This is a genomic window from Aromatoleum sp. (assembly GCF_035254505.1).
Taxonomy (GTDB): Bacteria; Pseudomonadota; Gammaproteobacteria; order Burkholderiales; family Rhodocyclaceae; genus Aromatoleum.
This window is the reverse complement of the sequence record NZ_DATFAO010000066.1, coordinates 116,125-142,560: the sequence shown is the minus strand read 5'-3', so window position 1 is coordinate 142,560 and position 26,436 is coordinate 116,125. Positions and strand designations below refer to the sequence as shown.

Annotated in this window: 23 protein-coding genes; 13 read left to right on the top strand and 10 right to left on the bottom strand. The window is 67.2% G+C overall.

Going from position 1 to position 26,436, the window contains the following annotated elements; translation table 11 throughout:
* Window positions 1–62: 62 nt before the first annotated feature.
* Window positions 63–1,085 carry a pyruvate dehydrogenase (acetyl-transferring) E1 component subunit alpha gene (pdhA, locus tag VJ673_RS13850; protein WP_324126711.1) on the bottom strand — a complete coding sequence of 341 codons (1,023 nt, stop codon included), beginning with the start codon at window positions 1,083–1,085 and terminating at the stop codon, window positions 63–65.
* Window positions 1,082–2,845: an acetate--CoA ligase gene (gene acsA / locus VJ673_RS13845; protein ID WP_324126710.1), complete on the bottom strand. Its 1,764-nt coding sequence runs from the start codon at window positions 2,843–2,845 to the stop codon at window positions 1,082–1,084. The genes pdhA and acsA overlap by 4 nt, the downstream gene beginning before the upstream one ends.
* Window positions 2,846–3,046: 201 nt before the next feature.
* On the opposite strand from acsA, the gene VJ673_RS13840 reads away from it, so the two are divergent.
* A complete protein-coding gene (locus VJ673_RS13840; protein WP_324126709.1) occupies window positions 3,047–5,851 on the top strand; it encodes an AMP-binding protein in 2,805 nt (934 codons plus the stop codon).
* A 52-nt stretch (window positions 5,852–5,903) separates the two neighbouring features.
* Here the strand turns inward: VJ673_RS13840 and VJ673_RS13835 are convergent, their stop codons facing one another.
* Window positions 5,904–7,121, bottom strand: coding sequence for an MFS transporter (locus VJ673_RS13835; protein ID WP_324126708.1), 1,218 nt, complete (start codon window positions 7,119–7,121; stop codon window positions 5,904–5,906).
* Between the two features lie 23 nt (window positions 7,122–7,144).
* On the bottom strand, window positions 7,145–7,642 hold the full coding sequence (locus VJ673_RS13830) for a MaoC family dehydratase (RefSeq protein ID WP_324126707.1): 498 nt from the start codon (window positions 7,640–7,642) through the stop codon (window positions 7,145–7,147).
* A gap of 102 nt (window positions 7,643–7,744) precedes the next feature.
* On the opposite strand from VJ673_RS13830, the gene VJ673_RS13825 reads away from it, so the two are divergent.
* From VJ673_RS13825 to VJ673_RS13810, 4 genes are all read left to right on the top strand, one after another.
* Complete coding sequence (locus VJ673_RS13825; protein ID WP_324126706.1) at window positions 7,745–8,671, top strand: LysR family transcriptional regulator; 927 nt, start codon at window positions 7,745–7,747, stop codon at window positions 8,669–8,671.
* Between the two features lie 169 nt (window positions 8,672–8,840).
* A complete protein-coding gene (locus VJ673_RS13820; protein ID WP_324126704.1) occupies window positions 8,841–9,500 on the top strand; it encodes a COG3904 family protein in 660 nt (219 codons plus the stop codon).
* 89 nt (window positions 9,501–9,589) lie between these two features.
* On the top strand, window positions 9,590–9,871 hold the full coding sequence (locus tag VJ673_RS13815; RefSeq protein ID WP_324126703.1) for a hypothetical protein: 282 nt from the start codon (window positions 9,590–9,592) through the stop codon (window positions 9,869–9,871).
* 31 nt (window positions 9,872–9,902) lie between these two features.
* A complete protein-coding gene (locus VJ673_RS13810) occupies window positions 9,903–10,892 on the top strand; it encodes a ribose-phosphate diphosphokinase (protein ID WP_324126701.1) in 990 nt (329 codons plus the stop codon).
* A 12-nt stretch (window positions 10,893–10,904) separates the two neighbouring features.
* Here VJ673_RS13810 and VJ673_RS13805 read toward each other — a convergent pair whose 3' ends face one another.
* Entirely contained in the window at window positions 10,905–11,936 is a 1,032-nt protein-coding gene (locus VJ673_RS13805; RefSeq protein ID WP_324126700.1) for a hypothetical protein, read from the bottom strand.
* Between the two features lie 140 nt (window positions 11,937–12,076).
* On the opposite strand from VJ673_RS13805, the gene VJ673_RS13800 reads away from it, so the two are divergent.
* Window positions 12,077–12,577: a BCAM0308 family protein gene (locus VJ673_RS13800; protein WP_324126698.1), complete on the top strand. Its 501-nt coding sequence runs from the start codon at window positions 12,077–12,079 to the stop codon at window positions 12,575–12,577.
* Window positions 12,578–12,599: 22 nt separating this feature from the next.
* Here VJ673_RS13800 and groL read toward each other — a convergent pair whose 3' ends face one another.
* A complete protein-coding gene (gene groL, locus VJ673_RS13795) occupies window positions 12,600–14,216 on the bottom strand; it encodes a chaperonin GroEL (protein WP_324126697.1) in 1,617 nt (538 codons plus the stop codon).
* Between the two features lie 236 nt (window positions 14,217–14,452).
* On the opposite strand from groL, the gene VJ673_RS13790 reads away from it, so the two are divergent.
* Complete coding sequence (locus VJ673_RS13790; protein ID WP_324126696.1) at window positions 14,453–14,893, top strand: Hsp20/alpha crystallin family protein; 441 nt, start codon at window positions 14,453–14,455, stop codon at window positions 14,891–14,893.
* Between the two features lie 62 nt (window positions 14,894–14,955).
* On the opposite strand, the gene VJ673_RS13785 is transcribed toward VJ673_RS13790, so the two are convergent.
* From VJ673_RS13785 to VJ673_RS13775, 3 genes are read right to left on the bottom strand one after another with little or no spacing between them, the layout of a single operon-like run.
* Window positions 14,956–17,265, bottom strand: a complete 2,310-nt coding sequence (locus VJ673_RS13785) for an exo-beta-N-acetylmuramidase NamZ domain-containing protein (RefSeq protein WP_324126695.1) — start codon at window positions 17,263–17,265, stop codon at window positions 14,956–14,958.
* Complete coding sequence (locus VJ673_RS13780; protein WP_324126694.1) at window positions 17,262–18,530, bottom strand: putative glycoside hydrolase; 1,269 nt, start codon at window positions 18,528–18,530, stop codon at window positions 17,262–17,264. Before VJ673_RS13780 ends, VJ673_RS13785 begins: the two co-directional genes overlap by 4 nt.
* Window positions 18,527–19,303 (bottom strand): polysaccharide deacetylase family protein, encoded by a 777-nt coding sequence (locus tag VJ673_RS13775; RefSeq protein ID WP_324126693.1) that lies wholly within the window; start codon window positions 19,301–19,303, stop codon window positions 18,527–18,529. The genes VJ673_RS13780 and VJ673_RS13775 overlap by 4 nt, the downstream gene beginning before the upstream one ends.
* A gap of 307 nt (window positions 19,304–19,610) precedes the next feature.
* Between VJ673_RS13775 and VJ673_RS13770 the strand changes: the two genes are divergently transcribed.
* Window positions 19,611–20,228 carry a DUF4142 domain-containing protein gene (locus tag VJ673_RS13770; protein ID WP_324126691.1) on the top strand — a complete coding sequence of 206 codons (618 nt, stop codon included), beginning with the start codon at window positions 19,611–19,613 and terminating at the stop codon, window positions 20,226–20,228.
* Between the two features lie 7 nt (window positions 20,229–20,235).
* Here the strand turns inward: VJ673_RS13770 and VJ673_RS13765 are convergent, their stop codons facing one another.
* Window positions 20,236–20,421: a CopG family transcriptional regulator gene (locus tag VJ673_RS13765; protein ID WP_324126690.1), complete on the bottom strand. Its 186-nt coding sequence runs from the start codon at window positions 20,419–20,421 to the stop codon at window positions 20,236–20,238.
* Between the two features lie 121 nt (window positions 20,422–20,542).
* Between VJ673_RS13765 and VJ673_RS13760 the strand changes: the two genes are divergently transcribed.
* The 5 genes from VJ673_RS13760 to VJ673_RS13740 are packed head-to-tail and all read left to right on the top strand — an operon-like array spanning window position 20,543 to window position 26,435.
* Window positions 20,543–21,355 (top strand): fused MFS/spermidine synthase, encoded by an 813-nt coding sequence (locus VJ673_RS13760; protein WP_414635656.1) that lies wholly within the window; start codon window positions 20,543–20,545, stop codon window positions 21,353–21,355.
* Between the two features lie 15 nt (window positions 21,356–21,370).
* Window positions 21,371–23,371 (top strand): hydrogenase 4 subunit B, encoded by a 2,001-nt coding sequence (gene hyfB / locus VJ673_RS13755; protein WP_324126688.1) that lies wholly within the window; start codon window positions 21,371–21,373, stop codon window positions 23,369–23,371.
* Window positions 23,368–24,315, top strand: a complete 948-nt coding sequence (locus VJ673_RS13750; protein ID WP_324126687.1) for a respiratory chain complex I subunit 1 family protein — start codon at window positions 23,368–23,370, stop codon at window positions 24,313–24,315. The genes hyfB and VJ673_RS13750 overlap by 4 nt, the downstream gene beginning before the upstream one ends.
* 6 nt (window positions 24,316–24,321) lie before the next feature.
* Complete coding sequence (locus tag VJ673_RS13745; protein WP_324126686.1) at window positions 24,322–24,981, top strand: formate hydrogenlyase; 660 nt, start codon at window positions 24,322–24,324, stop codon at window positions 24,979–24,981.
* Entirely contained in the window at window positions 24,981–26,435 is a 1,455-nt protein-coding gene (locus VJ673_RS13740; RefSeq protein ID WP_324126685.1) for a hydrogenase 4 subunit F, read from the top strand. The genes VJ673_RS13745 and VJ673_RS13740 overlap by 1 nt, the downstream gene beginning before the upstream one ends.
* The last annotated feature ends 1 nt before the right edge of the window (window position 26,436 follow it).

Below are 26,436 nucleotides of genomic sequence, written 5' to 3'. Positions count from 1 at the left end.
GTCGCGCAGCAGCGCGTCGCGCAGGGCCTGGCGCATGGCCTCGCGGTAGCTGATCGTGGCCATCATGCGGCTCCTGGTTGAACGGCAAGCGCCGTCACGTCGCGCAGCAGATCTTCGGCCGGCTCCCACGTGCCGGCCTCGGCGAACGCCACGGCCTGCGCGACTTCATCTTCGACGCGGCGGTCGATCTCGAGGAACTGCTCCTCGGTCAGCAGGCCTTGCGCCTTCAGCCGCGCCGAGTAGGTGTGGATCGGCCCGCGCGTCTTCCACACCTCGACCTCGGCCTTGTCGCGGTAGAGCTCGGCATCGAACATCGAGTGAGCGCGGAAGCGATAGGTGCGCAGCTCGACGAACACCGGGCGGCGGTCGGCGCGGATCTGTTCGGCCGCGGCCTTGATCGCTTCATGCACGGCCACCACGTCCATGCCGTCGGCGCTGTGCGCGGCCATGCTGTACGACGCGGCCTTGGTGCACAAGTCGGTCTGCGATTCGGAGCGCTCCAGCGCCGTCCCCATCGCATAGCGGTTGTTCTCGCAGCAGAACAGCACCGGCAGCTGCCACAGCGCGGCAAGGTTCATCGCTTCGTGGAACGCGCCTTCGGCCACCGCCCCCTCGCCGAAGAAGCAGGCCGTCACGCGGTGCGTGTTCTGCAGCTTGGCCGCCAGCGCCAGGCCCACCGCCACCGGCAGGCCGCCGCCGACGATCGCGTTGCCGCCGAAGAAGCGCGTCCCCGCATGGAACAAGTGCATCGAGCCGCCGCGCCCGCGCGAGCAGCCTTCCTGCTTGCCGAACATCTCGGCCATGATGATGTCCATCGGCACCCCCCGCAGCAGCGCATGGCCGTGCTCGCGGTAGGTGGCGACGATGTTGTCGTCCGGCGTCAAGGCCGGCATCGCGCCGGCGGCCACCGCTTCCTCACCGATGTACAGGTGCAGAAAGCCGCGGATCTTGCCGGCACCGTAGAGCTCGGCCGACTTCTCCTCGAGACGCCGGATGCGCAGCATGTCGGTCAACAGGTGCAGCGCGAAGTCGGCGGCATACGGCACCGGGCCGCTCGGGGGCGGCAGGACGGGATCGGCTTTCATGCGCCACCCTCCAAGGTAGAGATATCGCCCTCAGGCAGCCCCAGTTCACGCGCCTTCAGCAAGCGCCGCATGATCTTGCCGCTGCGCGTGCGCGGCAGCGTCGTCGCGAAGTCGATCTCCTTCGGCGCCACCGCGGCGCCGAGCTTCTTGCGCGCGTGCGCGAGCAGTTCCATGCGCAAGGCCTCGCTCGGCTCGAAGCCCTTCTTCAGCGACACGAACGCCTTCACGATCTCGCCGACCATCGCGTCGGGCTTGCCGATCACGCCCGCCTCGGCCACCGCGGGGTGCTCCATCAGCACGCTCTCGACCTCGAAGGGACCGATCAGGTGGCCCGCCGACTTGATCACGTCGTCCTTGCGCCCGACGAACCAGAAGTAGCCGTCTGCGTCGCGCCGCGCGAGGTCGCCAGTGAGGTACCACATACCGGAGAAGCACTTCCGGTAACGCTCCTCGTTGTCGAGGTAGCCGCGCAGCATCGACGGCCAGCCGCGCATCAGCGCGAGCTCGCCTTCCACGTCCGGCTCCTCGACGACCTCGACGGCGCCATCCTTCCCTTCGCGAACGATCGCGGCCTCCACGCCCGGCAGCGGCCTGCCCATCGAACCGGGCTTGATGTCGAGCGCCGGCAGGTTCGCGATCATGATCCCGCCCGTTTCGGTCTGCCACCAGTTGTCGTGGATCGGCAGGCCCAGCACCTCCTTGCCCCACCATACCGCTTCCGGGTTCAGCGGCTCGCCGACGCTCGCGACGAAGCGCAGAGCGGGGAAACTGAAACGCTTCGCGAGCTCGGGCCCCGCCTTCATCAGCATGCGGATCGCGGTCGGCGCCGTGTACCACACGGACACCTTCTGCTCCTCGAGGATGCGGTACCAGCGCTCGGCGTCGAAGTCCGCCTCGTCGACGATCGAGCTCACCCCATGCAGCAGGGGCGCGATGATGCCGTAGGAAGTGCCGGTGACCCAGCCCGGATCGGCGGTGCACCAGAAGATGTCGTCCGGGTGGAGGTCGAGGGCGTAGCGACCGGTTGCCCAATGCGTGACGACGGCGCCATGGACGTGCATCGCGCCCTTCGGCGCCCCCGTCGTGCCGCTCGTGAAGTGCAGCAGCGCGAGCTCGTCGGGTCGGGTCGGCACGGTCCCGAACTCGTCGGCGGCCGAGGCCATCAGCCGGGCCAGGTCGCAGGTACCGGGCCGGTCCGTCGTCTCGCCCCCTTCGCCGACCAGGAGCACGTGACGCAGCGTCGGCAGCTCCCCCCGGATCTTCGCGATCTTGCGCTCATACAAGGACTCGGTCGTCACCAGCACGGCCGCCTGGCCAAGCCTGATCCGCGTCGCGATCGGCTCCGGACCGAAGGCCGAGAACAACGGAGACACCGCGCAACCGGCACGCAGGCTGCCGAGCACCGCGATATACAGCTCGGGAATGCGTCCCATCAGCACGAAGACGCGTTCGCCGTGCTGGACGCCGAGCGCGCGCAGTGCGTTCGCAAAGCGCGCCGTCAGCGCCGCGAGCTCGCCATAGCTGAGGTCGCGAACGCCCTGCGGGCCGAGGAAGCGGAAGGCCCGATGGTCGCGCAGCGGGCCGCCCGCGTGGCGCACGACGGTCTCGTGCGCGATGTTGAGTGCTCCACCGGGCAGCCCGGCGAGCGCCTGCCGCGCACCATCCCACGTGAAACCGCGACGGGCCGCCGCGTAGTCCGAGAGATTCGGCACGACCCGCAGATCCGCCGCCGTCTTCCGGATGATCGATGTCCGTTCCATGTCTCCTCCGCCACCCGGGGCCTGCCGTCAGCCTCTGCTTTCAGCATAGCCAAAAGCCGCAAACCCGCCTCAGACATCAGCCACACACTGAACGAACCATATGCCGTCCGGTCGGTGCCGCGGCACTTCGACCCGCCCCCATGCCATGCTCATGCCCCCATCGCATTGTATGATTGGAGAATCGACCCGCCGATCCGACCCATGAGCCCTGGCACGAACCCGTCTTCCCGGTCGCTCGCTGCAGAGGATGTGCTGCGCATCGTGCGCGAGCTGCTGAACGAGCTTCACCCCGACGTGGACACCGCGCCGGGTCTCGACAGCCAGCTCGAACGCGACCTCGGGCTCGACAGCCTCGCACGCGTCGAACTGCTGGCTCGCCTCGAACGTGCCGCGCAAAGGCGCCTGCCGCCGGAAACCCTGGTCGTCGCCGAAACGCCGCGCGACCTCCTCGCCGCGCTGCACGGCACGCAAGCCGCAGAGACCGCGGACACGACCGGCGTCGTGGGCGCCGCGATGTCGCATGAAGACGTCGAAGTCCCGGCCGCGGCCACGACCTTGCTCGAAGTGCTCGACTGGCACGCGGCGCGCATTCCGCAGCGCGTCCACATCCGGCTGCTGCGGGACGACGTCGAGACCGCGACGCTGACCTACGAGACACTGCTGCATGCGGCGCGCGACATCGCCGGTGGCCTGCGCCAGGCCGGCCTGGCGCCCGGGCAGGCCGTCGCGATCATGCTGCCGACCTCGCTCGAGTTCTTCACCAGCTTCTTCGGCGTCCTGCTCGCCGGCGGCGTGCCGGTACCGATGTATCCGCCGACCCGCCCCTCGCAGCTCGAAGATCATCTGCGCCGCCAGACCGGCATCCTCGACAGCTGCGGCGCGCCGGTGCTGATCACCGATGCCGATGCGCGCAAGGTCGGACGCCTGCTCGCGACGCAAAGCGCGACCGTGCAGCGCGTCGCGACGCCGCATGAACTCGCGCAGGCCGACGGGGCCGGCACGTCGGCGAGCCCCGGCGCGCAGGACCTCGCCTTGCTGCAGTACACCTCCGGCAGCACCGGCAACCCCAAAGGCGTGATGCTCACCCACGCCAACCTGCTCGCGAACATTCGCGCCTGGAGCCGCAGGATCGGCATGAGCGCGACCGACACCACCGTCAGCTGGCTGCCGCTCTACCACGACATGGGCCTGGTCGCCGCGTGGCTCGGCAGCCTCTACAACGGCAGCCCGCTCGTGCTGATGTCGCCGCTCGACTTCCTGTCGCGGCCCGCGCGTTGGCTGCGCACCATCCACCGCTACCGCGGCAGCCTCTCGGCCGCGCCGAACTTCGCCTATGAGCTGGTGCTGAAGCACGTCGGCGAACCGGACCTGGCGGGTCTGGACCTGTCCTGCTGGCGCGTCGCCGCGAACGGGGCCGAACCGGTGAGCGCGGATACCGTCGAACGCTTCGCCGCGCGGCTCGCCCGCTGCGGCCTGCGCGCCGACGCGATCGTGCCGTCCTACGGACTCGCCGAAAACACCGTCGGCCTTGCGGTGCCGCGCCCCGGCCGGCCCCCGCGCATCGATCGCATCGCACGCGAGGCCTTTTTCCGCGACAACGAAGCCGTCCCCGCCGCCGCGGACGACGCCGCCGCGATCCGCTTCGTCGGCTGCGGCGACGCGCTGCCGGGGCACGAACTGAGCATCGTCGATCAGGCGGGCGCGGAACTGCCCGCGCGCCACGTCGGCCGCATTGAATTCCGCGGCCCGTCCGCGACCGCCGGCTATCTGAACAACGCCGAAGAGACGCGCAAGCTGTGCCACGGCGACTGGCTCGATACCGGCGACCTCGGCTACCTCGCCGACGGCGAGCTGTTCGTCACCGGCCGCGTCAAGGACATGATCATTCGCGGCGGGCGCAACCTCTATCCCTACGAACTCGAAGAGGCGATCGGCACGCTGGCGAACGTCCGCAGGGGCTGCGTCGCGGTCTTCGGCGCGCCGGACGCGACCATGGCCAGCGAGCGGCTCGTCGCTGTCGTCGAGACGCGCGTCAGCGATGCGGGCGAGCGGCGCGAACTGCGCCGTGCGATCGAAGGCCTGGCAACGGAGCTGCTCGGCGTGCCGCTCGACGAAGTCGTGCTTGCGCCCGCGCACAGCGTCCTGAAAACATCCAGCGGCAAGATCCGCCGCGCCGCCACCCGCGATCTCTACCAAAGCGGCGACCTGGGCCGCCAGCGCAGCGTGCGGGTCCAACTGCTGAGAATCGCAGCCAGGGCTGCCCGCGCGCGCGCAACGAGTCTCCTCCGGCGCGGCGCGGACGCACTGTGGGGCGGCTGGTCGTGGGTGATCCTGCTGCTGCTCGCGGTTCCCGTGTGGATCGCTGTCGTGCTCGTGCGACACCCGGCCCTCGCCTGGCGGATCTCGCGCGGCGCCGTGCGCCTGCTTGCCGCGCTCACCGGCATCTCCATCACGGTCAGCGGACGTGAAAACCTCCCGTCGACCGCCCCTTGCATCGTCGTTGCAAACCACGCGAGCTATCTGGACGGGCTGGTGGCCACCGTGGCGCTGCCGCGCCCCTTCACCTTCGTCGCCAAGCGCGAGCTGCTCGACAGCCCGATCGCCGGATCCTTTCTGCACGGCCTCGGTGCCGAGTTCATCGAGCGCTTCGCGCTACAGGACAGCGTCGATGCGGCTCGGCGCCTTGCGGGTCGCGCACGCGCCGGCACTTCCCTGTTCTACTTTCCCGAAGGAACCTTCACTGCGCGCGCCGGACTGCAGGAATTCCATCTCGGCGCCTTTCTCTCCGCGTGCGACGCCCGCTTGCCCGTGCTGCCGCTGACGATCCGGGGCACGCGAACGATTCTCCCGGACGGTGTGTGGCTACCCCGGCGCGGATCGGTCGCACTGACCATCGGCCGCCCCATCGCGCCGCGGGGCTCGGACTGGAGCGCGGCGGTCGCACTGCGCGACGCGGCACGCAAGGAGATCCTCGCCCACTGTGGCGAAGCGGACGCCGCTGGGTAACGCTTCAGCGCAGTTTCAGGCAGCGACCGCGACTCCATCACGGCTGCCGGCTTCAGGCCGGAGCCAGCGCCTGCCGCGGCGAAGCCTCGCGGATCGGCAGATTGACCAGCGCCGCCATCACCGCGAGCGCCATGTCCGCGTACCACATCCAGCTGAAGTCGCCGAAGCGCACGATCGCCAGCCCGCCCAGATATGCGCCGAGGAAGCCACCGATCTGGTGCGACAGCAGCGTCAGCCCGAACAGCGTGCCGAGGTAGCGCACGCCGAAGAGCTTGCCGACGATCGCCGCGGTCGGCGGCACCGTCGCGAGCCACGTGAAGCCCAGCCCCGCCGCGAAGAGGTAGAAGGTCATCGCCGTCTTCGGCGCCATCAGGTACACCGCCACCAGCAACGCACGCGACGCGTACATCACCGCCAGCACGTACTTGCTCGGATAGCGTGCGATGCAGGCCCCGGCGTAGAGGCTGCCCGCGATGTTCGCGAGACCGATGATCGCCAGCGACCAGCTCGCGACCCCCGGCGGCAAGCCGCAGAGCGCAACCTCGCCCGGCAGGTGCGTCACGAGGAAGGCGATATGGAAGCCGCAGGTGAAGAAGCCCGCATGCAGCAGCAGATAGCTGCGGTCACCGAGCGCCTCGCGCACCGCGTGTCCAAGCCCCTTGCCGTCCGCCGCGGCGTGCTTCGGCGCTTCGGTGCCGGGCTTGACCAGCACGCGGATCAACGGCAAGGCCGCGAGCACCATCACCGCTAGTGACCACATCGCGCCCATCCACCCGAGCGCCTGGATCAGCTTCTGCAACACCGGCGCGAACACGAACTGCCCGAAGGAGCCTCCCGCATTAATCACGCCCGACGCCGTGCCGCGCGCCGCAAGCGGCAAGCGCTGCGCCGCCGCCCCGATCAGCACCGAGAAGCTGCCCGCGCCGGAACCGGCCGCCGACAGCAGCCCGAGCGTCAGCACGAGCCCGAAGCTCGAGTCCATCCACGGCGTCAGCGCACTGCCGAGCGCCAGCACCAGCACGCCTGCCACCAGAACCTTGCCCGGACCGTATTTGTCGGCCACCGCGCCGGCGACCGGCTGGATCGCACCCCACATGAACTGACCCACCGCCAGCGCAAAGCTGATGCTGGCGATGCCGAGTCCGGTCGAGGTATTGAGCGGCGACACGAAGAGCCCGATCGACTGCCGGGCACCCATCGTCACCATCAGGATGCCGGCCGCGGCGAGCGTCGTGATCAGCGCAGCGCGGGTGTTGAGGGAACGTAGCATTGTTGTTCTCTATTCGGGATGCGTCACACGGACGCGAGGATCTGCGGGGAGATCGACTGCCGCACCGCGCGCCGCGGCACGACGAGCTTCGCGACGAGGACCTGGCGGACATCGCCGCGCTGGTTCTTCGTCTCGCAACGCACCGTGACGATGCCGCGATCCGGTTTCGAGCGCGACGGCGTGATCTCGACGACTTCGGCCTCGACATGCAGCCGGTCGTCCGGCCGCGTCGGCCCTGGCCAGCTCACCTCGCCGCCGGCGCCGATGATCCCGCCCGCAATCGGCAGACCGCCGCGCACCAGCAGTTTCATCGTGATTGCGGCCGTGTGCCAGCCGCTCGCCGCGAGCCCGCCGAAGAGACTCGCCGTGGCGGCCTCATGATCGAGATGGAAGCCCTGCGGGTCGAATTCCTCCGCAAACGCGAGGATCTGCCCTTCGTCCATCTCGTGCAAACCGCTCGTGAAACGCTGCCCCACCTGGAGGTCGTCGAGGTGGTACGGATGCTGATTCCAGAATTCCATCGTGGTCTCCAATAAGGGCCTCATACGGGTGCTACTTTAGTTTCCCGGCCGGAAACAAAATAGCAGTATCCTGTCGCATTACCGTCAACGAATCATTGACAAATGAGCTGGCTCGCGGCCTGGGAAGCCTTCGTGAAGACCGTCGACCTCGGCAGCATGGCCGCCGCCGCGCGCCGGCTCGACTGCTCCCGCGCGCAGATCAGCAAACAGCTCGCTGAGCTCGAACAGACCTTCGGCGTGCGCCTTATCGAACGCACGACGCGGCGGCAAAACCTGACGCCGGCTGGCGAAGTGTTCTACCAGCATGCGCTGCGCGTGCTCGAAGAACTGCGCGATGCCGAGCTCGCGGTGCAGAACCTCGTCGAGATCCCGCGCGGGGTCCTGCGCATCACCGCTCCAGTGTCCTTCGGCCGCCTGCAGATCGCCCCGCTGCTGCCGCAGTTCGCCGCCGAGCATCCGCTCGTGCAATGCGAACTCGACCTCGACGACCGGCGCGTCGACCTGATCGAGGAAAACGTCGACATCGCGCTGCGGCTTACCGACGCGCCGCCCGAAAACACTGTCGCCCGCAAGCTGACACTCGTCCGCCGCGTGATCTGCGCAAGCCCGGACTACCTCGCCCGCCACGGGCAACCCCGGACGCCGCAGGACCTCGCCCATCACGAATGCTTCGCCTTCACGCGCGTACGCGGCCCATCCGAATGGACGCTCGCGACGCCGGGCGGAACGCTTGTGACGGTACCGATCCAGGCCAGGTTCCAGGTCAACAACCTCGACAGCATCAACGCCGCCGTACTCCAGGGACACGGCCTCGCGATTCTGCCGACCTACCTGTGCGGCCCGGACGTGGCGCGCGGAACCCTCGTCGAGGTGCTGCAGGACTACCTGCCGATCACGACCTTCGGCCAACATCTCTACGCCTGCTATCCCGCGAACCGCGTGCGCCTGCCCAAGGTGCGCACCTTCCTGCAGATGCTCGAAGACCATTTCAGCCCGGTGCCGCCATGGGAACGCACCGAGCGCGCTTGAAGCGCCCCGGCATTGCCCCGCGGCGGCAAGCGGCTGATTCGTTCAAATCGTCACGCCCGACGCAGTCCCGCGCGGCACGCGTGCAAGGCCCCATGCTAAGGTGAGCGCCGCTTTGCGCCGGGCGCATGTGCGCCGCCGACGGCACTTCTGACAATCAAGGACGTCCTGCATGTTTACAGGCCTTTCCCGCCGCCTACTCGCCTTCGCAGGCAGCTGCCTGCTCGTCGCCGCCTGCGCGACGCCCTCCTCCCAGCGCGCCGCGCCGCGCGACTCCGAAAGCTTCCCCTACAGGGACGGCACGATGTCGCTGCGCCAGCACGGGGCCGAATGCGAAGTGACGCTGTCGGGAGAGATCACGCCCGCCGCGGTCTCCGCGTTATCGCTCGTCACCACCGAGACGGCCAAACGCAACTGCGGCAGCAAGTGGCTCGTGCTCGACAAGGTCGACGGCCAGATCGGTCCGGCGATCACGATCGGCTCGATGCTTAGGAACCGCGGCTTCAACACGCGCATCGCGCCCGGCGGGGCCTGCCTCACACCCTGCCTGATCGCCTTCGCCGCCGGCACCGAGCGGCAGATTCCCCCCGCCGCCAGCGCCGCGCGCATCGGCTTCTCGCAAATCCCGCCCGACGAGGACTACGCGCGCGGCCGCTGCGAAACCGCGCTCGACAATCGGCAGCTGATCAGCCTGTCGCGTTACCTGCGCGCGATGTTGCCCGACTCGGCCGGGGATTTCATGATGCGCGAACTGCGCTCTGCCGATTGCCGCGGCGTGCGTCCGCTGCCCGTCAACGACGCGGTTGCCGCGGGCCTGGTGACGAAGGGCTAAGCGAGCGGGAAAGCGCATTCGCGTCTATCCTGAAATTGGATGTCATCGAACGCGGTTCGGCCCCACCTCCTGAAAGCGCGGAGTTCATCATGGCCCTGATCCCCGAAACATCGCCCGACTACGACACGACCCGCATCATCGAGCGGCCCGACGGCTACTACTGGCAGGACAAGGAAACCGGCAAGGAATCCGGCCCCTTCGCGACACTCGCCGCCGCGATGGCGGATCTGGAGTCGAACGACACAGAACACGAACTCGCGGTTGGGGAAACGCCCCAGGAAGCCGAGGACGAAGTCGGCATCGCAACCTGGATCGATCCCGAAACGGGCCTGCCCGCCGAAGGTTCGGTTCCGCGTATCGAAGACCTCTAGTCGGGATCGAACGTTCCGCGGAGAAGCATCCATGCCCACCTCCGGCGACCTGCGATTCTTCGCGCTCGACAGCGGGCGCGACTTCGGGCAGCTCGTGGCGCAATCGCTCGGGATCGACCTGAGCCCGCACGAAGAACGGGAATTCGAGGACGGCGAACACAAGGCGCGTCCGCTGACGAACGTCCGCGGCAAGGACGTCTTCGTCGTGCAGTCGCTGCACGGCGATCCCCACCGAAGCGTCAACGACAAGCTGATGCGCCTGCTGCTGTTCATCGGCACGCTGGTCGATGCGTCGGCTGCACGCGTCACCGCCGTGCTGCCCTACCTGTGCTACGCGCGCAAGGAACAGAAGACCCAGCCGCGCGACCCGATCGCCACCCGCTATGTCGCGGGTTTGTTCGAGGCCGTCGGCACGGACCGCGTCGTCGCACTGGACGTCCACAACCTCGCGGCCTTCCAGAACGCCTTCCGCTGCCGGACCGACCATCTCGAAGCCAACCCGCTCTTCGTCCGCCATTTCGCGTCGCAGCTCCAGGGCGAGGACGTCGTGGTGGTGTCGCCCGACGCAGGCGGCGTCAAGCGCGCGGAGCGCTTCCGCCGGGGCATCTCCGCGGCACTGGGACGCGACGCCTCGCTCGCCTTCATGGAAAAGCACCGCGCCGGCGGCGTGATGCGCGGCGGCGCGATCGTCGGCGAGGTCGCGGGCAAGAGTGCGGTCATCATCGACGACCTGATCAGCACCGGCTCCACGATGCTGCACGCCGCGAAGGTCTGCCGCGAACAGGGCGCACGGGCCGTCCACGCCGCGGCGACGCACGGCGTGTTTTCCAGCAAGGCGGAGGCCGTGCTCGCCGACCCTGCCCTCGCCCAAATCGTGGTCACGAACAGCATCCCGCCCTTCCGGCTCAGCCCGGCGCTGGTGCAATCCAAGCTCGTCATCCTCGACATCGCCCCGCTGATTGCATCGGCCATCGCGGCGATCCACGATGACGGCTCGATCACGGCCCTGCTGGAACCCTGAGCGCCCCTTGAGTCAAGCGAGAGCGGCCGCGCAATCCTGCGCAATATCGAGGTACGAAAGCGCCCGCGCAAACCATTTCCCCCGATCCGCGACCTCAGCGTCATGTAGACGCCATGCTGCCGTCTTCGCCCGAACCATGGCGCGGCGCGACCGATAGAAATTCACCAGCCCGATATCCGGGGAATCGCCGCTCGCAGCCAAAAAGGTATCGAGTAGATAGGTCGCGAGCTTCGCGTCCCCCAGGCGCTCACACTCCAGGACGAGAAAGGAGACATCCTCTACCGCATCGAGCAGCCGCAACTCGCGATTGAATTCGAGACAATCGATCACGGCCGGCTCAGGCACCAGGCAAACGTGTTCGGGCCGCAAGTCGCCATGCCCCTCGACAATCCGGCGCTCCCGTACCCGCTGCTCGAAGCGGTCAGCCGCCCGATCGAGGAATGCCGTCTGCGCCGCGAGAATCGCGCGCACTCGGTCCACCGGCAAGCCGTAGCGCCCATCCATCAATTCGGCCGCATCGGCACGTACATGATCCGCCAGACGACACAGGTATTCCTCCGGTGACCACTCGACGACAGGCGCCTCGCGATAGAACCGCGCCAGTCGCACGACCAGTTCGTCGATGGCCGTCATTGGAACGACATGCTCGACGATCAACCGGTCGAGCATCGCCGCTTCCGGCAGGCGGCGCATCTTCACCAGCCAGTCGACGGCCGGCCCGGCGCCGTCGAGCGCGAGTTTTCCGTCAACCTCCTCGGTCAGCGGGACGACGTCGAGATAGATGTCGTGCGCCAATCGCCGGTTAAGCCGCAACTCGTCTTCGCTATTGATGCGTCGCGCATCGACGGAGCTGAAATCGCGATACGGCAGCCGCACCGGCTTCTTCAGCTTGTAGGCCATGCCGTCGGCCAGGAACACCCACGACATATGCGTCTCGATCACCCGCACCGCGTCCACTTGACCCGGATAGGCAGCCGGACGACTGAGGAAGGCGACCTTGCGCGCGATCCCGATGTCCTCGTCGGCTCTTTCCTGCATGGTCATTTTCATCGCTGTTTCATCGCCCGGCCGTCACGATTCAATCATAGGCGACTGCCAAGCAACGACAGTTCGATGCAAATTTGCTATACATAATTAAAAGGATTCCCGCGCCTCATTCTGAACTGTTCATCAGGGAGGTCATCATGTCCCATCATGCCAAGGCCACATCATCCCATCCGGTGCGACACGACCGGCTGATCCAGGAACACCGGCACGACCCTTACGCCGATCGCGGCAAACCCGCCGAACCTGCGGCCTGCCCGGACTGCGGCGCCGTCTTCCACGGCGGTCGCTGGCGTCAGGCCGTCGCGCCCGTCGGTGCTCACGCCCAACTATGCCCCGCCTGCAGACGCATGCGCGACAAGTTCCCCGCCGGCGTCGTCATGATCGGCGGCGACTTCACTGCCGCTGAAAAGGACGAGTATCTGCGGCTGATCGAGCATGAGGCGGAGGCCGAAACGCGCGAGCATGCCGTCGAGCGCATCATGGACATCGAGCAGGATGACGGCACGCTGATTGTCACGACGACCGGCGTCCACCTCGCCCGCCGCATCGGCGAGGCACTCCAGCACGCCCATCGGGGCCTGCTCGAACTCAAGTACAGCGACTCCGAGTGTTTCGTGCGGGTCTACTTCTGGCACTGAACAGACTCGGCGGCTCCGCGAATCATCGCTGACGCGGCTCAGCCGAAGGCGAATCCTCGCCTTCGCGCAGGGTTGCGACCATGCAGTCGGTGGTCAGGATCAGGTCGGCGACGGATACCGCGTTCTGCAGCGCGGTGCGCGTGACCTTGCACGGATCCAGGATGCCCATCGACATCATGTCGCCGAATTCGCCCGAGGCCGCATTGAACCCGAAGGTGCCCTCGCCCGCACGCACCCGCTCAAGCACCACCGAAGCTTCGACGCCTGAATTTTCGGCCAGTTGCCGGAGCGGCTCCTCGAGCGCCCGCAGAAGGATGCCGATGCCGCATTGCTGGTCACGGTTATCGCCGTGAAGCTTGTCGAGCGCCGCGCGAGCCCGTAGCAACGCGACGCCGCCGCCCGGCAACACCCCTTCTGCCACGGCTGCGCGCACGGCATGCAAGGCATCTTCGACACGCGCCCGCCGCTCCTTCATCTCCGTCTCGGTTGCGCCACCGACTTTGACCACCGCCACGCCGCCCGCAAGGCTTGCCGCCCGCAGCTGCAACTGTTCGCGTTCGGCTTCACTCGCAGCCTGCGTCAGCGCCCCCCGGATCAGCGCCAAGCGGGCATCGATGCGCGCCCTGTCCCCGCTCCCGCCGACGAGCGTGCAACTGTCGCTATCCACCTCGATGCGCTTGGCGCTGCCCAGCTGCGCAAGCGCTGCCTGTTCCAGCGCCGGCCCGTGCGCCTCACCGATCACCGTCGCGCCGGTCAGGGCGGCAATGTCCTCGAGCGCTGCGGAGCGCCGCTCGCCGAACTCCGGCGCCTTCACCGCACAAACCTTGAGCACGCCGCGCAGGTTGTTGACGACCAGAGTCCCCAGCGCCTCGCCCTCGACGTCCTCCGCGATCAACAGCAATGGCCGCCCGCTCTCGGCCACCTGCTCCAGGATCGGCAGCAGCTCGACGACCGACGACAGCTTACGGTCGCAGACCAGGATCCAGGCCTCCTCCAGCACGACTCGCTGCCTTTCCGCCTCGTTGACGAAATACGGGGACAGATAGCCCCGATCGAAGCGGATCCCGTCCACGACCTGAAGCTCGCTCGCGAGCCCCGCTCCGTCTTCGATGGTCACCACCCCCTCGCGCCCGACCCTGTCCATCGCCTCGGCGATCAGGGCGCCGACGGCTTCGTCGTTGTTGGCCGAAATCGCGGCGACCTGGGCCATTTCGCGCCGCGTGGAGCATGGGCGCGCCATCTCCCGGAGGGAGCCGACGACGCTCTCCGACGCCTTCTCGATACCGCGCTTGAGATCCATCGGGTTCATCCCGGCGGCGACGTATTTCATGCCTTCGCGCACAATCGCTGCGGCAAGCAGCGTTGCGGTGGTCGTGCCGTCCCCGGCCAGCGCCGAGGTCGTTGCAGCGACCTCCCGGACCATCTGCACCCCCATGTTCTCGAAGGGGTCGGGCAGTTCGATCGCCCGGGCCACCACGACGCCCGAGTTGATCACGATCGGCGGACCGAAAGGGCGCTCCAGCAGCACCGTGCGCGCCCGCGGGCCGAGCGTTTCCTTCACGGCATCGACCAGCACCGACATGCCGCGGACGATGCGCTCGCGCGCTGCCTGATGAAAGAGGACCTGCTTGGCTGCCATATGACTCCTCCCGATCCGGCTCCGGACGTTTTCCGATTCGTGCCGAGCTTTTCAGCATATTCGCCGTGTTCAAACGAAGATTGATCGTCGTCAACCAATGTGCATGAAGGAGATGCGAATCGCACGTCGTTGTCTATGTTGACGTTGACCGGGCACCGAGGCATCTGCCGGTCGCCATTTCTTTCGACTCGCGGGCTGAAATGGCGCCGCGAATCGGCTTCATTGAGGAGAAGATCATGGCATTGGTGAAATGGGATGCGTGGCACGACATGGAAGATCTGTTCGACCGTTACATGAAATCGTTCGGCGCCCTGCGCCCCGGCCCGCGTGAAACGGCGACCGCGGGCGAATGGTCCCCTCGGGTCGACATTGCCGAAACCGCCACCGAATTCGTCGTGAAGGCCGAAATCCCGGAAGTGAAGAAGGAAGACCTGCACGTCACCGTCGACAATGGCGCGTTGACGCTGCGCGGCGAGCGCAAACAGGAGAAGGAAGAATCGGGGAAAAAGTTCCACCGCGTGGAACGCTACTACGGGAGCTTCAGCAGGGTCTTCTCGCTGCCCGAGAACATCGATGAGGGCAAGGTCAAAGCGACCTTCAAGGACGGAATGCTGACGGTCCAGTTGCCCAAGAGCGAGGAGAGCAAACCCAAGGCACTCGAGGTGAAGGTCGAGTAAAGGGGAGCGCGGGGCCGGGGAAGCATTGCCCCCGGCCCCGCATGATTGGTGTTCGCACCCCGTCAGTACAGCAGGTAAAGGCTGCGCCGAGTGATGAAGGCGTCGAGTTGCGGCTGCCAGGCAGCGGCGATCGCGCGGGTGTCCTGCCCCGCCCGAATCGCGTCGACGGCCTGCTCGGAACCGATCGAACCGAGCGTCGCATCGAGCCTGAAATCACCCGGATACAGCCTTTGCAGCGCGGCGACGATCTCGATCCCGAGGGCCGGCGAGTCGAGCGCGTCGCGGTCGGTCACCGTCAGACGAACGCCGCTGCAGGCGCGGTTCTTCCACGTCGATGCAGCGGGCGTGAAGTTCACTGCGCTGAAGGCGACTCCCGCGAGGCCGCGGCTCGTGAGGTAGCCGGCAAGCACCTCGGCGTCGATCCATGGCGCTCCGACCAGTTCGAAAGGGGTATCGGTGCCGCGCCCGACGCTGACGTTGGCCCCCTCGACGAGGCCCACGCCGGGATACAACACCGCCGCGGTGAGGGTACGCAGGTTCGGCGACGGCGCAATCCAGCTCAGGCCGGTCTGATCGAACCAGGCGCCGCGGTCATAGCCGCGCATCGGCACGACGCGCAAGTCGGCCTCGATGCCCGCCTCCCGATTGAAAAGCCGCGCCAGTTCGCCGACCGTCATGCCGTGGCGCACGGGCAAGGGGAAATAACCGGTGAAGGACGTCCGGTCCGCGTCGAGCACCGGCCCCTGCACGAACTTCGCGGTGATCGGGTCGGGCCGGTCCAGCACGTAGATCGCCATGCCGCGCTCCGCTGCCGCCTCCATCGCATAGGCCATCGTCGTGATGTAGGTGTAGAAGCGAGCCCCGACGTCCTGGATATCGAACACCAGCGCATCGAGCCCGTCGAGCATCTCAGGCGTGGGCCGCCGCGTTGCCCCATAAAGGCTGTGGATCGGCAGCCCGCTTTCGGGCTCCACGGCCGACCCCACCCGCTCGTCAAGCTCGCCGCCGTAGCCGTGCTCGGGGCTGAACAGCGCGACGAGCCTCAAGCCCGGGGTCGCGCGCATCAGTTCCACATTGCTGCGGCCCTTGGCATCGCGCCCGGTGTGATTCGTGATCAGGCCTACGCGCAATCCGCGCAGCTGCACGAAGCCGCGCGACGCCATCACGTCTAGGCCGGTCTCGAGCCCGGCCGCAGGCGTGACGTAGGGCGCGATCGACGGGCGCGCCGCGACAAGCGTCTCCTCGCTCAATCTGCCCAGCGCGTCGCCGACAACGGTCGCGACGCGCTGGCGCAAGGGCTCGGCGTTACCGCGCCCGTTCGGATAGAGCCGGCTGCTCAACACGATCACATAGATCCCCGACACCGGGTCGATCCACATGGCCGTGCCGGTGAAGCCGGTATGCCCATAGGCGCCCAGCGGCGGCAAGGCCAGCCGGTTTGCCGCAAAGGGCGCGACGAGGCCCCAGCCCAGGCCACGCGGATGCTCCAGATCCTGCGACTGTGGCTGGGTCATCGCCTCGACCGACTCCGGACGCAGCACGCGCACGCCATCGAGCACGCCCCCCGCCAGCATCATCCGCGCAAAGCGCGCCAGATCGGCCGCGGTCGAGAACACGCCTGCATGGCCCGCAATGCCGCCCATGCGCGCGGCAGTCGGGTCATGCACGACGCCCGCGGACGGTCCTTCGGTCGGCGCCACGCGCGCCCGATCGACGGGTGCGAAGGCCGTGTCCGCCATCCCCAGTGGCGCGAAAATGTGCTTGCGGCAATAGACGTCGAGCGGCAATCCGCTGACCCGTTCAACGATCTCGCCGAGCACCTCGAAGTTGATATCGCTGTAGAGATGGCGTGCACCGGGAGCAGCCACCGGCTTCTCCGCGAGCATCAGGCGCCGTGCCGCGTCGCGTCCGCTCCACGGCGGGCGCAGATCGAGATCGGCGCGCAGGCCGGAACGGTGCATCAGCAACTGGCGCAGCGTGATCGCGCCCTTGCCGACCGCCGCGAACTCGGGCCAATAGCGCGCGGCCGGCGCATCGAGTTCGAGCCGCCCCTGTTCGACGAGCTGCATCACCGCGGTCGCGGTAGCGACCGGTTTCGTCAGCGAAGCCAGGTCGAAGATCGTATCCTCGGTCATCGGCGCGCGCATGGGCTCGCGCAGACGGTCGCCGAATGCCCCACGATAGAGCACACGCTCCTCGTTGCCGACCAGCACGACCGCGCCGACCAGATGCCCGGCGCCGATTTCCCGCCCAACTGCCGACTCGATTCCCGCCAGCGCCGCGGGGTCCAGCGGGCGCGTCGCGAACACCGCCGACGCTGCCAACAGACAGGTCAGCAGCGCGAACGAGCGCAAGGCCGACGCGAAGCTCATTTGTCCCCCTTCGGGATCCCCGCCCCGTCGTATACGTTGCGCGGATTCCACAGCATCCAGCCGCCGGCGCCGAAAGACTCCGCGGCCCGGATCTGTGCCGCAATCTCGTCGCCACCGAACTCGCGCCGGTCGAAGGCATAGTCGCGGAAAGCCTGCAGCCAGGGCCTGAAGCGCGCGGGCGGCAGGCCCGTGCGGTGACGCGCGTTATCCAGCGACAGGCGGACGATCTCGTACGGATGCGCGACCGGGTTCGCGTACCGCGGGATGCCGAACTGGAAGGACGAGGGATAGAGCATCGGCGACAGATAGTCCACATGCTTCATCAGGTCTTCAAGACGCTGCCCGATATCCGTATCGTCGAGGTTCCACAGCGTGTAGCCGAACACGTCGGCGGCGATGAACACATTGTAGGGCGCGAGCCGCCGCCCTGCCTCGGAGAGGAAGCCCGCGATCGCCGCCACCCGGTTCGCCTCGGTATTCGGCTCCGAAAACACTAGTCCCATCTCGTCCGGAAAACGCACGTAGTCGAACTGGATCTCGTCAAAGCCCATCCGCGCCACCTCCTCGGCAACGTCGAGCACGTACTCGCGAACTTCGCGGCGGAAGGGATCGGTCCATGCAAGCCCCTCGCGATCGACGAACAGGGAGCCCTCGCGCGCATGCACCGCGAGTTCGGGCCGCGACCTCGCCAGCGGGTCGTCCTTGAACGCCACCACGCGCGCCACCAGGTAGATCCCCCGCGCATGCAGCTGCCCCACGAGCCCGGGCAGATCACGCACCGTGATGATCTGCTGTGCGCCCACCTGTGCCGCAGTCGCAACGCCGCTGTGGTAAGGGATACCTCCGCGGTCGCCCTTGACGTCGATCACCAGCGCGTTGAGCTCCGTTTCCTCAATCAGCTTGAGCGCCGCGCCGCGCAAGCCGGCGTCTCCGATTCCGTAGAAGGACAGATACAGCGCCTTCGGCACAAAAGCGTCGAGCGCGACCTCGATCGTTCCGGCCTGCGCCTGCGCATCCGCAGCCGGCCGCTCGGTCCGACGATAGCCCGCGGCCCGCACCGCCACGGTCCCCATCGCGCCCGGCAGGTTTGCGATTCCGGCCGCATCCGTCACCTCGACCCGCCCCGCGATCGTCACGCGCGCCCCCTCGATCGGACGCCGCGACGCCGCATCGACGGCGCGCACGCTCATCGCCCACGCCGTGCCCTGTACCGCCAGCCACAGGAGCACGGCAAGCAAGCCACATCGGCGCAGCACTCCCCTCATCGGCCGGCCTCCCCCGGCCTCTTGTCACGCTCGCCGCCGGTGGCTCCTTTCGCCGTCGCGACGATGGCGGCAAAGCCCTTCGCATCCACGGCCGAGGTGATCAGGAAGCGCGGCAACGCGAGTGGATCGTCTCCGCGGCGCAACGCCCGGCGTTCGAGCGTAAAAGCCGCCACGTAGCCGGCGCGCCGCGCCTGCTCGCGTAGCTCCGCGTCCTGCAGCCCGAACGGCCACGCCAGCAGATCGACCCTCTGCCCGAAGCGCGCCTCCAGCACCGCCTTGGAGCGCACGAGCTGCCAGTCGACGAAGGCCGCGTAAGCGGCCGGATCGAGCCGGCGCTTCTCGCGCATGAAATTCGGATGCCAGTAGGTGTGCGACTGGATATCGACATAGCCCGAGGCCTTCAGCTCGGCCAGCTGCGCCCAGGTCATCGCATAGGACGCGTTCGAGATCGCCGACGGATAGATGAACAGCGTCACCGGCAGCCGGTAGTAGCGTATCAGCGGCAAGACGTCGGTATAGACCGAGCGGTGGCCGTCGTCGATCGTCAGCACCACGGCATCCTCGGGCAGCGGCACGCCGCGCTGCAAGTCGTCGACGATTTCCCGCAGCGGAAGCATCCGGACGCCGCTCGCACGGATCTGCTGCAACTGCGCCGCGAAACTTTCAGTGCGCACCGTCATGCTGTCGGCGACGACGGGACCGAAGCGATGATAGACCAGCACCGGTACCGTCCCGTCGGCGGACGCATCGGCAGCCGCACAAAGCCCTCCCATGAGGACGTTCCACGCGGCACACCATGCGCAGCGAAGTCTGCGAATCGACCCTCCCCGGCGACGCATTCCGCTCTCCGAGATAGTGACAAGGTCATGATGAACCTCCTCACGCTTGCCGCAAACAACATCCTGCAAGGCGGCCGGCAATACTGCATGCCGCCTTGTCTGCTCGCCCCGTGCCTTGGCCCCTGCGACGCAACATCTACATCCGGGGAGGGCAAAAGCACACGCCTACGCCGCGCAGGCGGCGCCGCATCGGGGAACACCGCTTGCACCGTGGTCGGTTCCATGAAAAGGAGCGACAACCATGGCAACTCGATCCCTGAAGAACACCGTTCGTGCCGCGGCACTCGTCGGCCTGTTCACGCCCGCATTGCTGCTCGCACAGAACGCCACCCCGGACACGGGCTCGGCGATGTCCTCGTCGAAAGTGACATCCAGCTCGAAGACGCTGTCGTCAGGCGACAAGAAGTTTCTCGAACACGCCGCCAGCGGCGGCCTGGCGGAAGTCGAGCTCGGAAAGCTCGCGGGCCAGAAGGCCCAGAACCAGGAGGTCAAGGACTTCGGCGACCGGATGGCGCGCGATCATCAGAACGCCAACGTCGAACTCGAAAAGCTGGCCGGCTCGAAAAACCTCGCGCTTCCCAGCGAGCCCGAGAAGAAGGAGCAGCGCAAGCTCAAGGACCTTCAGGACAAGTCGGCCGACAAGTTCGACAAGGCCTACATGAGTCTGATGGTCGACGAGCACGAAAAGGACGTGAAGGACTTCGAACGCGAAGCGAAGAAGGCCAGCGATCCCGACGTGAAGGCCTTCGCCGACAAGACCCTGGGCACGCTACGCGAGCATCTCCAGCTCGCGAAGGACACTGCAGCCGCCGTCAAGGGCGAGATAAAGTCCATGCCAAGGAAGACCAGCGGCTACTGATCGCCGCTCAGTCGTTGTCTTCCAGCCAGACCGGCAGCTTTCTGCTGCCGGCATTCTCCTGAATGTATTTGCGGATCAGCCGTCGCACGACCTGCGACGACGTCAGGTCCTTGCTCGCGCAGATCTCCTCGAAGATCTTTTTCTTCTCCGGATCGATCAACAAGGTCAGGCGGGCGGTTCGGTTTTCTCTCATGAGGCGAGGGCCGTCGCAGCTATTAACATCAAATTAACATTGAAAGCATCGTCACTGGCAATGTAGTGTGCACAAGATACAAACGCAATGGCACACGTAGGGAGCCTCTGACGTGAGCGATATGAACGACCTTCTCGGCTGGTGCAGCCTGTTGTCTCGGGGCGGGGACGGTCACCCCTACGTGGTCGACGTCGACGGCCAGCGCGCGCTGCAGTTCGATGCCCTCACGATCCAGAGCCAGATGGCGCTGGACGATCCCAACGCCCTGGCGCTCGACTACACGCGCGCGATGATGGGCTTCCTGCTGTTCCACCCAGCGCCACGCCACATCGCGATGATCGGGTTGGGCGGAGGCTCGCTCGTCAAGTATTGCTTGAGCACCCTTCCGGACACGACCGTCACCGCCGTCGAAATCAGTCCGGAGGTCATTGCCCTTCGCGACGCCTTCGGGATTCCACCGGACGGACCGCGCCTGCAGGTGATCTGCGGCGACGGCGCGGAGTACGTACGCACCACGGATGAATCGCCCGACGTGCTGATCGTCGACGGCTTCGACGTCGGCGGCATGCCGAAGCAGCTGTGCTCGGCGGAGTTCTACGATTACTGCTACGAGACGCTCGCCGACGGCGGCGTGATGGTCGTGAACCTCTGGTCCGGCGACTCCCGCTACGGCGTCTATGCGTCACGCATCCGCAACACTTTCGAGGACCGTTTCGTCTCCGTCCGCTCCGAGGAAGACTCGAACCGCATCCTGTTCGCCAGCAAGGGCCGGCATTTCCCGCCGCGGCGCACCGAGCTGCTGGAACGCGCCCGCGCCCTCGCGGACGCGCACCCCATCGGGCTGATGTCGATGGCGCAACGGATCCAGCACCGCCTTGATCGCCGCCGCAGCCTGGGCGGCGACGAGTGGCCGGCCAGCACGAGTCATCGATAAGCACAGGGGCCGCGCGTGCTGACCCTGGACTGGATCCTGATCGTCATCGCCGGCTGGCTCGCACTCGGTTTGATCGGCATCGCCGCACTGCGCAACACCGCCGTCGTCGCCCGCGTCCTCTTCCCTGCAGGCGCCGCGCTCGCCCTTGCGCTGGCCGGACTCGCGCTCGGAGCGCTGTTCGCGCCGCCGGAAACCGCTGTCCTCGCGATCGGGCTCCCGGACCTTCCCTTCCATCTGCGGCTCGACGGCCTGTCGGCCTTCTTCCTGCTCGTGATCGGCGCCGCCGCAGTCGGCATCTCAATCTTCGCCGCGGGTTACTTCCGGCTCGGCGAAGGCACGCCGCCAGGGCTGATGTGCCTCGAATACCACCTCTTCCTCGCCAGCATGGCGCTCGTCGTACTCGCCGACGACGCCTACGCCTTCATGGTGATGTGGGAGACGATGGCCCTGTCGTCCTTCTTCCTCGTCACCGCCAACCACCGCGTGCCGGCGATCCGCGAGGCGGGCTTCCTCTATCTCCTCGTCGCGCACATCGGTGCGATCGCGATCCTGCTGTGCTTCGGCGTGCTGCAGGCGAACACCGGCGACTACACCTTCGCCAACATGCGCGCGCAGACGCTGTCGCCGATGTGGGCCTCGGTCGCCTTCCTGCTCGCGACCTTTGGCTTCGGCGCAAAGGCCGGCGTGCTGCCGCTCCACGTCTGGCTGCCCGAGGCGCACCCGGCCGCGCCCTCGCCGGTGTCCGCGCTGATGAGCGGCGTGATGCTGAAGACCGCGATCTATGGGCTGCTGCGCGTGAGCTTCGATCTCCTGGGTGCGCAGCTCTGGTGGTGGGGCGCGCTGCTGCTCGCGGTGGGCCTCGCAACGGCGCTCTACGGCGTCGTCTTCAGCGCCGTGCAGACCGACATGAAGCGTCTGCTCGCCTACTCGTCGATCGAAAACATCGGCCTGCTCTTCGTCGGCATCGGGCTCGGCGTGCTCTTCAACGCCTACGGGATGACCGCCCTGTCGGCCCTGGCGCTCACGGCTGCGCTCTACCACGTCCTGGGCCACGCCTTCTTCAAGAGCCTGCTCTTCCTCGCGACGGGCTCGGTGCTGCACTCGACCGGCGAACGCAGCCTCGGCAAGCTCGGCGGCCTGATGCGCCGCATGCCCTGGGTCGCATGGCTGTCCCTCGTCGGCGTCCTCGCGAGCTCGGGGCTGCCGCCCCTGTCGGGCTTCGTGTCGGAATGGCTGCTGCTGCAGAGCTTCCTGTTCACGACGGGACTGCCGGATTCCTTCCTGAACATGATGGTGCCGGTGCTCGCCGCCGGCATCGCGCTGGTGTCGGCGCTCGCCGGCTACACGATGGTGAAGTTCTTCGGCGTGATCTTCCTCGGCCAACCGCGCGAGCCGAAACTCGTCAATGCGCACCCGTCCTCGCGACTCGAACGCGCGGGCCTCGCGTGGCTCGCGGCAGGCACGGTGTTGCTGGGCCTCGTCCCGGTCAGCGTCATCGGCCTGATCGACCCGGTGACCCGGCTGCTTGTCAGCGGCGGCATTGCCGACGCCGTGCGCGCCAACGGTTGGCTGCTGCTGTCACCGAGCTCGCTCGACCGCGCGAGCTACAGCCCGCTCGTGTTCCTCGTCGTCGTCGCGGTCGCCGTGCTGCTCACGGCGCTCGGTGTGCGCAAGTTCTATCACGGACGGCTGCGGCGAGCGCCGGCGTGGGATTGCGGCTTTCCGGCGCAGACGGCGCGCATGCAGGACACGGCCGAAGGTTTCGGCCAGCCGATCCGCCAGATCTTCGAGCCTTTCTTCCGCCTGCACCGCGAGCTGCCTTCGCCCTTCGACGCGAAGCCCGTCTATCGCGTGACGATCGAGGACCACTTCTGGCACTGGCTCTACCTGCCGATCGCAAGGCTCACCTCGCGCATCGCGCGCGTGGTCGGCCGGCTGCAGCAGGGGCGTATCGCGATCTACCTCCTCTACAGCTTCGTGACGCTGATCGTGCTGCTGATGGTGGTGAAATCATGAGCCTCGCCGGCCTCTTCGCGCAGTTGCTCGCCGTGGTCCTCGCGCTCGGGCTCGCGCCGCTGCTCACGGGCTGGATCAACCAGTGGCGCGCCTGGCTGCAGGGCCGCCGCGCACCCGGCCTGCTCCAGCCTTACCGCACGCTGCACAAGCTCTTCAACAAGGAGTCGGTCGTCGCCGAGAACGCCTCGCCGATCTTTCGCGTCGCCCCCTACATCATGTTCGGGAGCATGGCACTCGCCTGCGGCATTGCCCCGACGCTGTCGACCGACCTCCCCCTCGCCCCTGCCGCCGACGCGATCGCGCTGGTCGGCCTGTTCGCGCTCGCCCGCGTCTTCATCTCGCTCGCCGCGATGGACATCGGCACCTCCTTCGGCACGCTCGGCGCCCGCCGCGAGATGCTCGTCGGCTTCCTCGCCGAGCCGGCGCTGCTGATGGTGCTCTTTGCCGCATCGCTGATCTCGCAGTCGACCTCGCTGGCGCAGATCGTCGAGACGCTCGCGCACCGCCCCTTCGCGATCTACCCCAGCCTCGCAGTAGCCGGCGTCGCCTTCACGATGGTGTCACTCGCCGAAAACGCGCGCGTACCGGTCGACAACCCCGCGACCCACCTCGAGCTGACGATGATCCACGAGGCGCTGATCCTCGAATACTCCGGGCGCCACCTCGCGCTGGTCGAATGGGCCGCGTCGTTGAAGCTCTTCGCGTACTCCTGCATCGGGCTCGCGCTCTTCGTGCCCTGGGGCGTCGCCGAGGCCGACACGCCTATCGCAATCGTGTTCGCGATCCCGGCGCTCGTCGCGAAGCTCACCGTCGGCGGCGTGCTGCTCGCGCTCATCGAGACAATCAACGCGAAGATGCGCCTCTTCCGCGTGCCCGAGTTCCTCGCGACCGCCTTCCTGCTCGCGGTGATCGCCCTGCTGGTGCACGGACTACTGGGAGCATAAAGTCTTATGAACACGCTCCTCGCCCAGTCGATCAACCTCTTCGCGGTCGTGCTGCTGGTGCTCGCGTTCGCGATGATTGCGCAACGGCGCATCCTGACGCTGATCCACCTCTTCACGCTGCAAGGCGCCTCGCTCGTGGCCGCGACGCTCGTCGTCGCCTACCTCACGGGCCAGAGCCACCTCTACTTCTCCGCCGGTATGACTTTCGTGCTGAAGGTGGTCCTGATCCCGATCCTGCTGCATCGGGTCATCCAGCGTCTCAACGTGCGGTGGGACGTCGAGACGCTCTTCAACATCCCGACGACGATGCTGATCGGCATCGTGCTCGTGATCGTCGCCTTCAACCTCGCCCGCCCGATCGCGGGCCTCTCCACGTCGATCGCGCGCGGCACGCTCGGCATCGCGCTCGCCTGCGTGCTGCTGTCCTTCCTGATGATGATCGTGCGCGCGAAGGCCGTGCCGCAGGTGATCGGCTTCCTGTCGATGGAAAACGGCCTCTTCTTCGCGGCCACCGCGGCGACCAGCGGCATGCCGATGATCGTCGAACTCGGCATCGCTTTCGACGTGCTCGTCGGCATCCTGATCCTCGGCGTGTTCATGTTCCAGATCCGCGAGCAGTTCGACAGCCTCGACATCCGCCACCTCGAAAAGCTGAAGGAAGACTGATGCACCCATTGCTCCTCGTCCTCGCGATTCCGCTCGCCGGCGGCGTGCTGCTCGCGTTGTTGGGCGACCGGGAGCGGGCGGGCGAACTGAACGCGGGCGTGAGCCTGGCGACGCTCGGCGCGGCCGCCTGGCTCACCGCGGTGGTCATCCGCGACGGGCCGCTGATGATGTGGGGAGAGCAGTTCTTCGTCGATCCGCTGAACGTCTTCCTCGTGACGCTGACGGCCTTCGTCGGCTTCACGACCTCGCTCTTCTCGCGACCCTACATGCGCGTCGAACGCGACCACGGCAAGATGACGCCGGGGCGCATGCGGCTCTTCCACAGCATGTATCAGTTCTTCAACGGCATGATGCTGTTCGCACTGACGACGAACAACCTCGGCATCCTGTGGGTCGCGATGGAGGCCGCGACACTGACCACCGTGCTGCTCGTGTCGGTCTACCGCACGGCTGCCAGCCTGGAGGCCGCGTGGAAATACTTCATCCTGTGCGGCGTCGGCATCGCGCAGGCGCTCTTCGGCACGATCCTCCTCTATCTCGCGGCGGAACGTGCGATCGGCGGAGGCGACAACGCGCTGCTATGGACGCATCTCGCGCAGGCGAGCCATTCGCTCGACCCCGGCATCGTCTCGCTCGCCTTCGTGTTCCTGCTGCTGGGCTATGGCACCAAGGTCGGCCTCGTACCCGTGCATAACTGGCTGCCCGACGCGCACGCCGAAGGCCCGACACCGATCTCGGCGGTGCTCTCCGGCCTGCTGCTCAACGTCGCGCTGTATGCGGTGTTGCGCGTCAAGGTGCTCGCCGATGGCGCGCTCGGAAGCGGACTGCCCGCACGCATGATGATCGGCTTCGGCCTGCTGACGGTCGTCGTGGCGGCCTTCTTCCTCTCGCGCCAGCGCGACGTCAAACGCATGTTCGCGTACTCCTCGATCGAGCACATGGGGCTGATGACTTTCGCCTTCGGCCTCGGCGGCCCGATTGCGAACTTTGCCGGACTGCTGCACATGACGGTCCATGCGTTGGTCAAATCCGCGATCTTCTTCGCCGTCGGCCACGCGGCGCAGAAAGCCGGATCGCAGGCGATGGAGGACATCCGCGGACTGCTGAAAGTGAGTCCGACGGTCGGATGGGGCCTGATGCTCGGCTCGCTCGCGATCCTCGGCATGCCGCCCTTCGGCGTCTTCGCGAGCGAATTCCTGATCCTGACGACCGCGATGCGCGAGCTCCCGTGGGCCACACCCTTCCTGCTCGTCGCGCTCGGCGTCGCCTTCGCGGCGATCTTCAGCCGCGTGCAGCCGATGGTCTTCGGCGAGACCGCGCTCCGCCCCCTCGCCCATCCGCCCGCGCTGCTGCCGGTGTTCATCCATCTCGGGCTCGCGCTGATGCTCGGGCTCTACATCCCGCCTTATCTGGACGGCTGGTACCGGCAGGCAGCGCAGATGATCGGAGGCTGAA

What these genes read in the sequence shown, in the direction of transcription:
- VJ673_RS13785 (WP_324126695.1), bottom strand. Translation starts at nt 17,265, where the DNA reads ATGAGCTTCGCGTCGGCCTTGCGCTCGTTCGCGCTGCTGACCTGTCTG.
- VJ673_RS13800 (WP_324126698.1), top strand. Translation starts at nt 12,077, where the DNA reads ATGTCCCATCATGCCAAGGCCACATCATCCCATCCGGTGCGACACGAC.
- VJ673_RS13815 (WP_324126703.1), top strand. Translation starts at nt 9,590, where the DNA reads ATGGCCCTGATCCCCGAAACATCGCCCGACTACGACACGACCCGCATC.
- VJ673_RS13770 (WP_324126691.1), top strand. Translation starts at nt 19,611, where the DNA reads ATGGCAACTCGATCCCTGAAGAACACCGTTCGTGCCGCGGCACTCGTC.
- groL (WP_324126697.1), bottom strand. Translation starts at nt 14,216, where the DNA reads ATGGCAGCCAAGCAGGTCCTCTTTCATCAGGCAGCGCGCGAGCGCATC.
- VJ673_RS13780 (WP_324126694.1), bottom strand. Translation starts at nt 18,530, where the DNA reads ATGAGGGGAGTGCTGCGCCGATGTGGCTTGCTTGCCGTGCTCCTGTGG.
- VJ673_RS13840 (WP_324126709.1), top strand. Translation starts at nt 3,047, where the DNA reads ATGAGCCCTGGCACGAACCCGTCTTCCCGGTCGCTCGCTGCAGAGGAT.
- VJ673_RS13820 (WP_324126704.1), top strand. Translation starts at nt 8,841, where the DNA reads ATGTTTACAGGCCTTTCCCGCCGCCTACTCGCCTTCGCAGGCAGCTGC.
- acsA (WP_324126710.1), bottom strand. Translation starts at nt 2,845, where the DNA reads ATGGAACGGACATCGATCATCCGGAAGACGGCGGCGGATCTGCGGGTC.
- VJ673_RS13760 (WP_414635656.1), top strand. Translation starts at nt 20,543, where the DNA reads ATGAACGACCTTCTCGGCTGGTGCAGCCTGTTGTCTCGGGGCGGGGAC.
- VJ673_RS13830 (WP_324126707.1), bottom strand. Translation starts at nt 7,642, where the DNA reads ATGGAATTCTGGAATCAGCATCCGTACCACCTCGACGACCTCCAGGTG.
- VJ673_RS13745 (WP_324126686.1), top strand. Translation starts at nt 24,322, where the DNA reads ATGAACACGCTCCTCGCCCAGTCGATCAACCTCTTCGCGGTCGTGCTG.
- VJ673_RS13790 (WP_324126696.1), top strand. Translation starts at nt 14,453, where the DNA reads ATGGCATTGGTGAAATGGGATGCGTGGCACGACATGGAAGATCTGTTC.
- VJ673_RS13775 (WP_324126693.1), bottom strand. Translation starts at nt 19,303, where the DNA reads ATGGGAGGGCTTTGTGCGGCTGCCGATGCGTCCGCCGACGGGACGGTA.
- VJ673_RS13835 (WP_324126708.1), bottom strand. Translation starts at nt 7,121, where the DNA reads ATGCTACGTTCCCTCAACACCCGCGCTGCGCTGATCACGACGCTCGCC.
- VJ673_RS13825 (WP_324126706.1), top strand. Translation starts at nt 7,745, where the DNA reads ATGAGCTGGCTCGCGGCCTGGGAAGCCTTCGTGAAGACCGTCGACCTC.
- VJ673_RS13750 (WP_324126687.1), top strand. Translation starts at nt 23,368, where the DNA reads ATGAGCCTCGCCGGCCTCTTCGCGCAGTTGCTCGCCGTGGTCCTCGCG.
- VJ673_RS13740 (WP_324126685.1), top strand. Translation starts at nt 24,981, where the DNA reads ATGCACCCATTGCTCCTCGTCCTCGCGATTCCGCTCGCCGGCGGCGTG.
- VJ673_RS13810 (WP_324126701.1), top strand. Translation starts at nt 9,903, where the DNA reads ATGCCCACCTCCGGCGACCTGCGATTCTTCGCGCTCGACAGCGGGCGC.
- VJ673_RS13805 (WP_324126700.1), bottom strand. Translation starts at nt 11,936, where the DNA reads ATGACCATGCAGGAAAGAGCCGACGAGGACATCGGGATCGCGCGCAAG.
- VJ673_RS13765 (WP_324126690.1), bottom strand. Translation starts at nt 20,421, where the DNA reads ATGAGAGAAAACCGAACCGCCCGCCTGACCTTGTTGATCGATCCGGAG.
- pdhA (WP_324126711.1), bottom strand. Translation starts at nt 1,085, where the DNA reads ATGAAAGCCGATCCCGTCCTGCCGCCCCCGAGCGGCCCGGTGCCGTAT.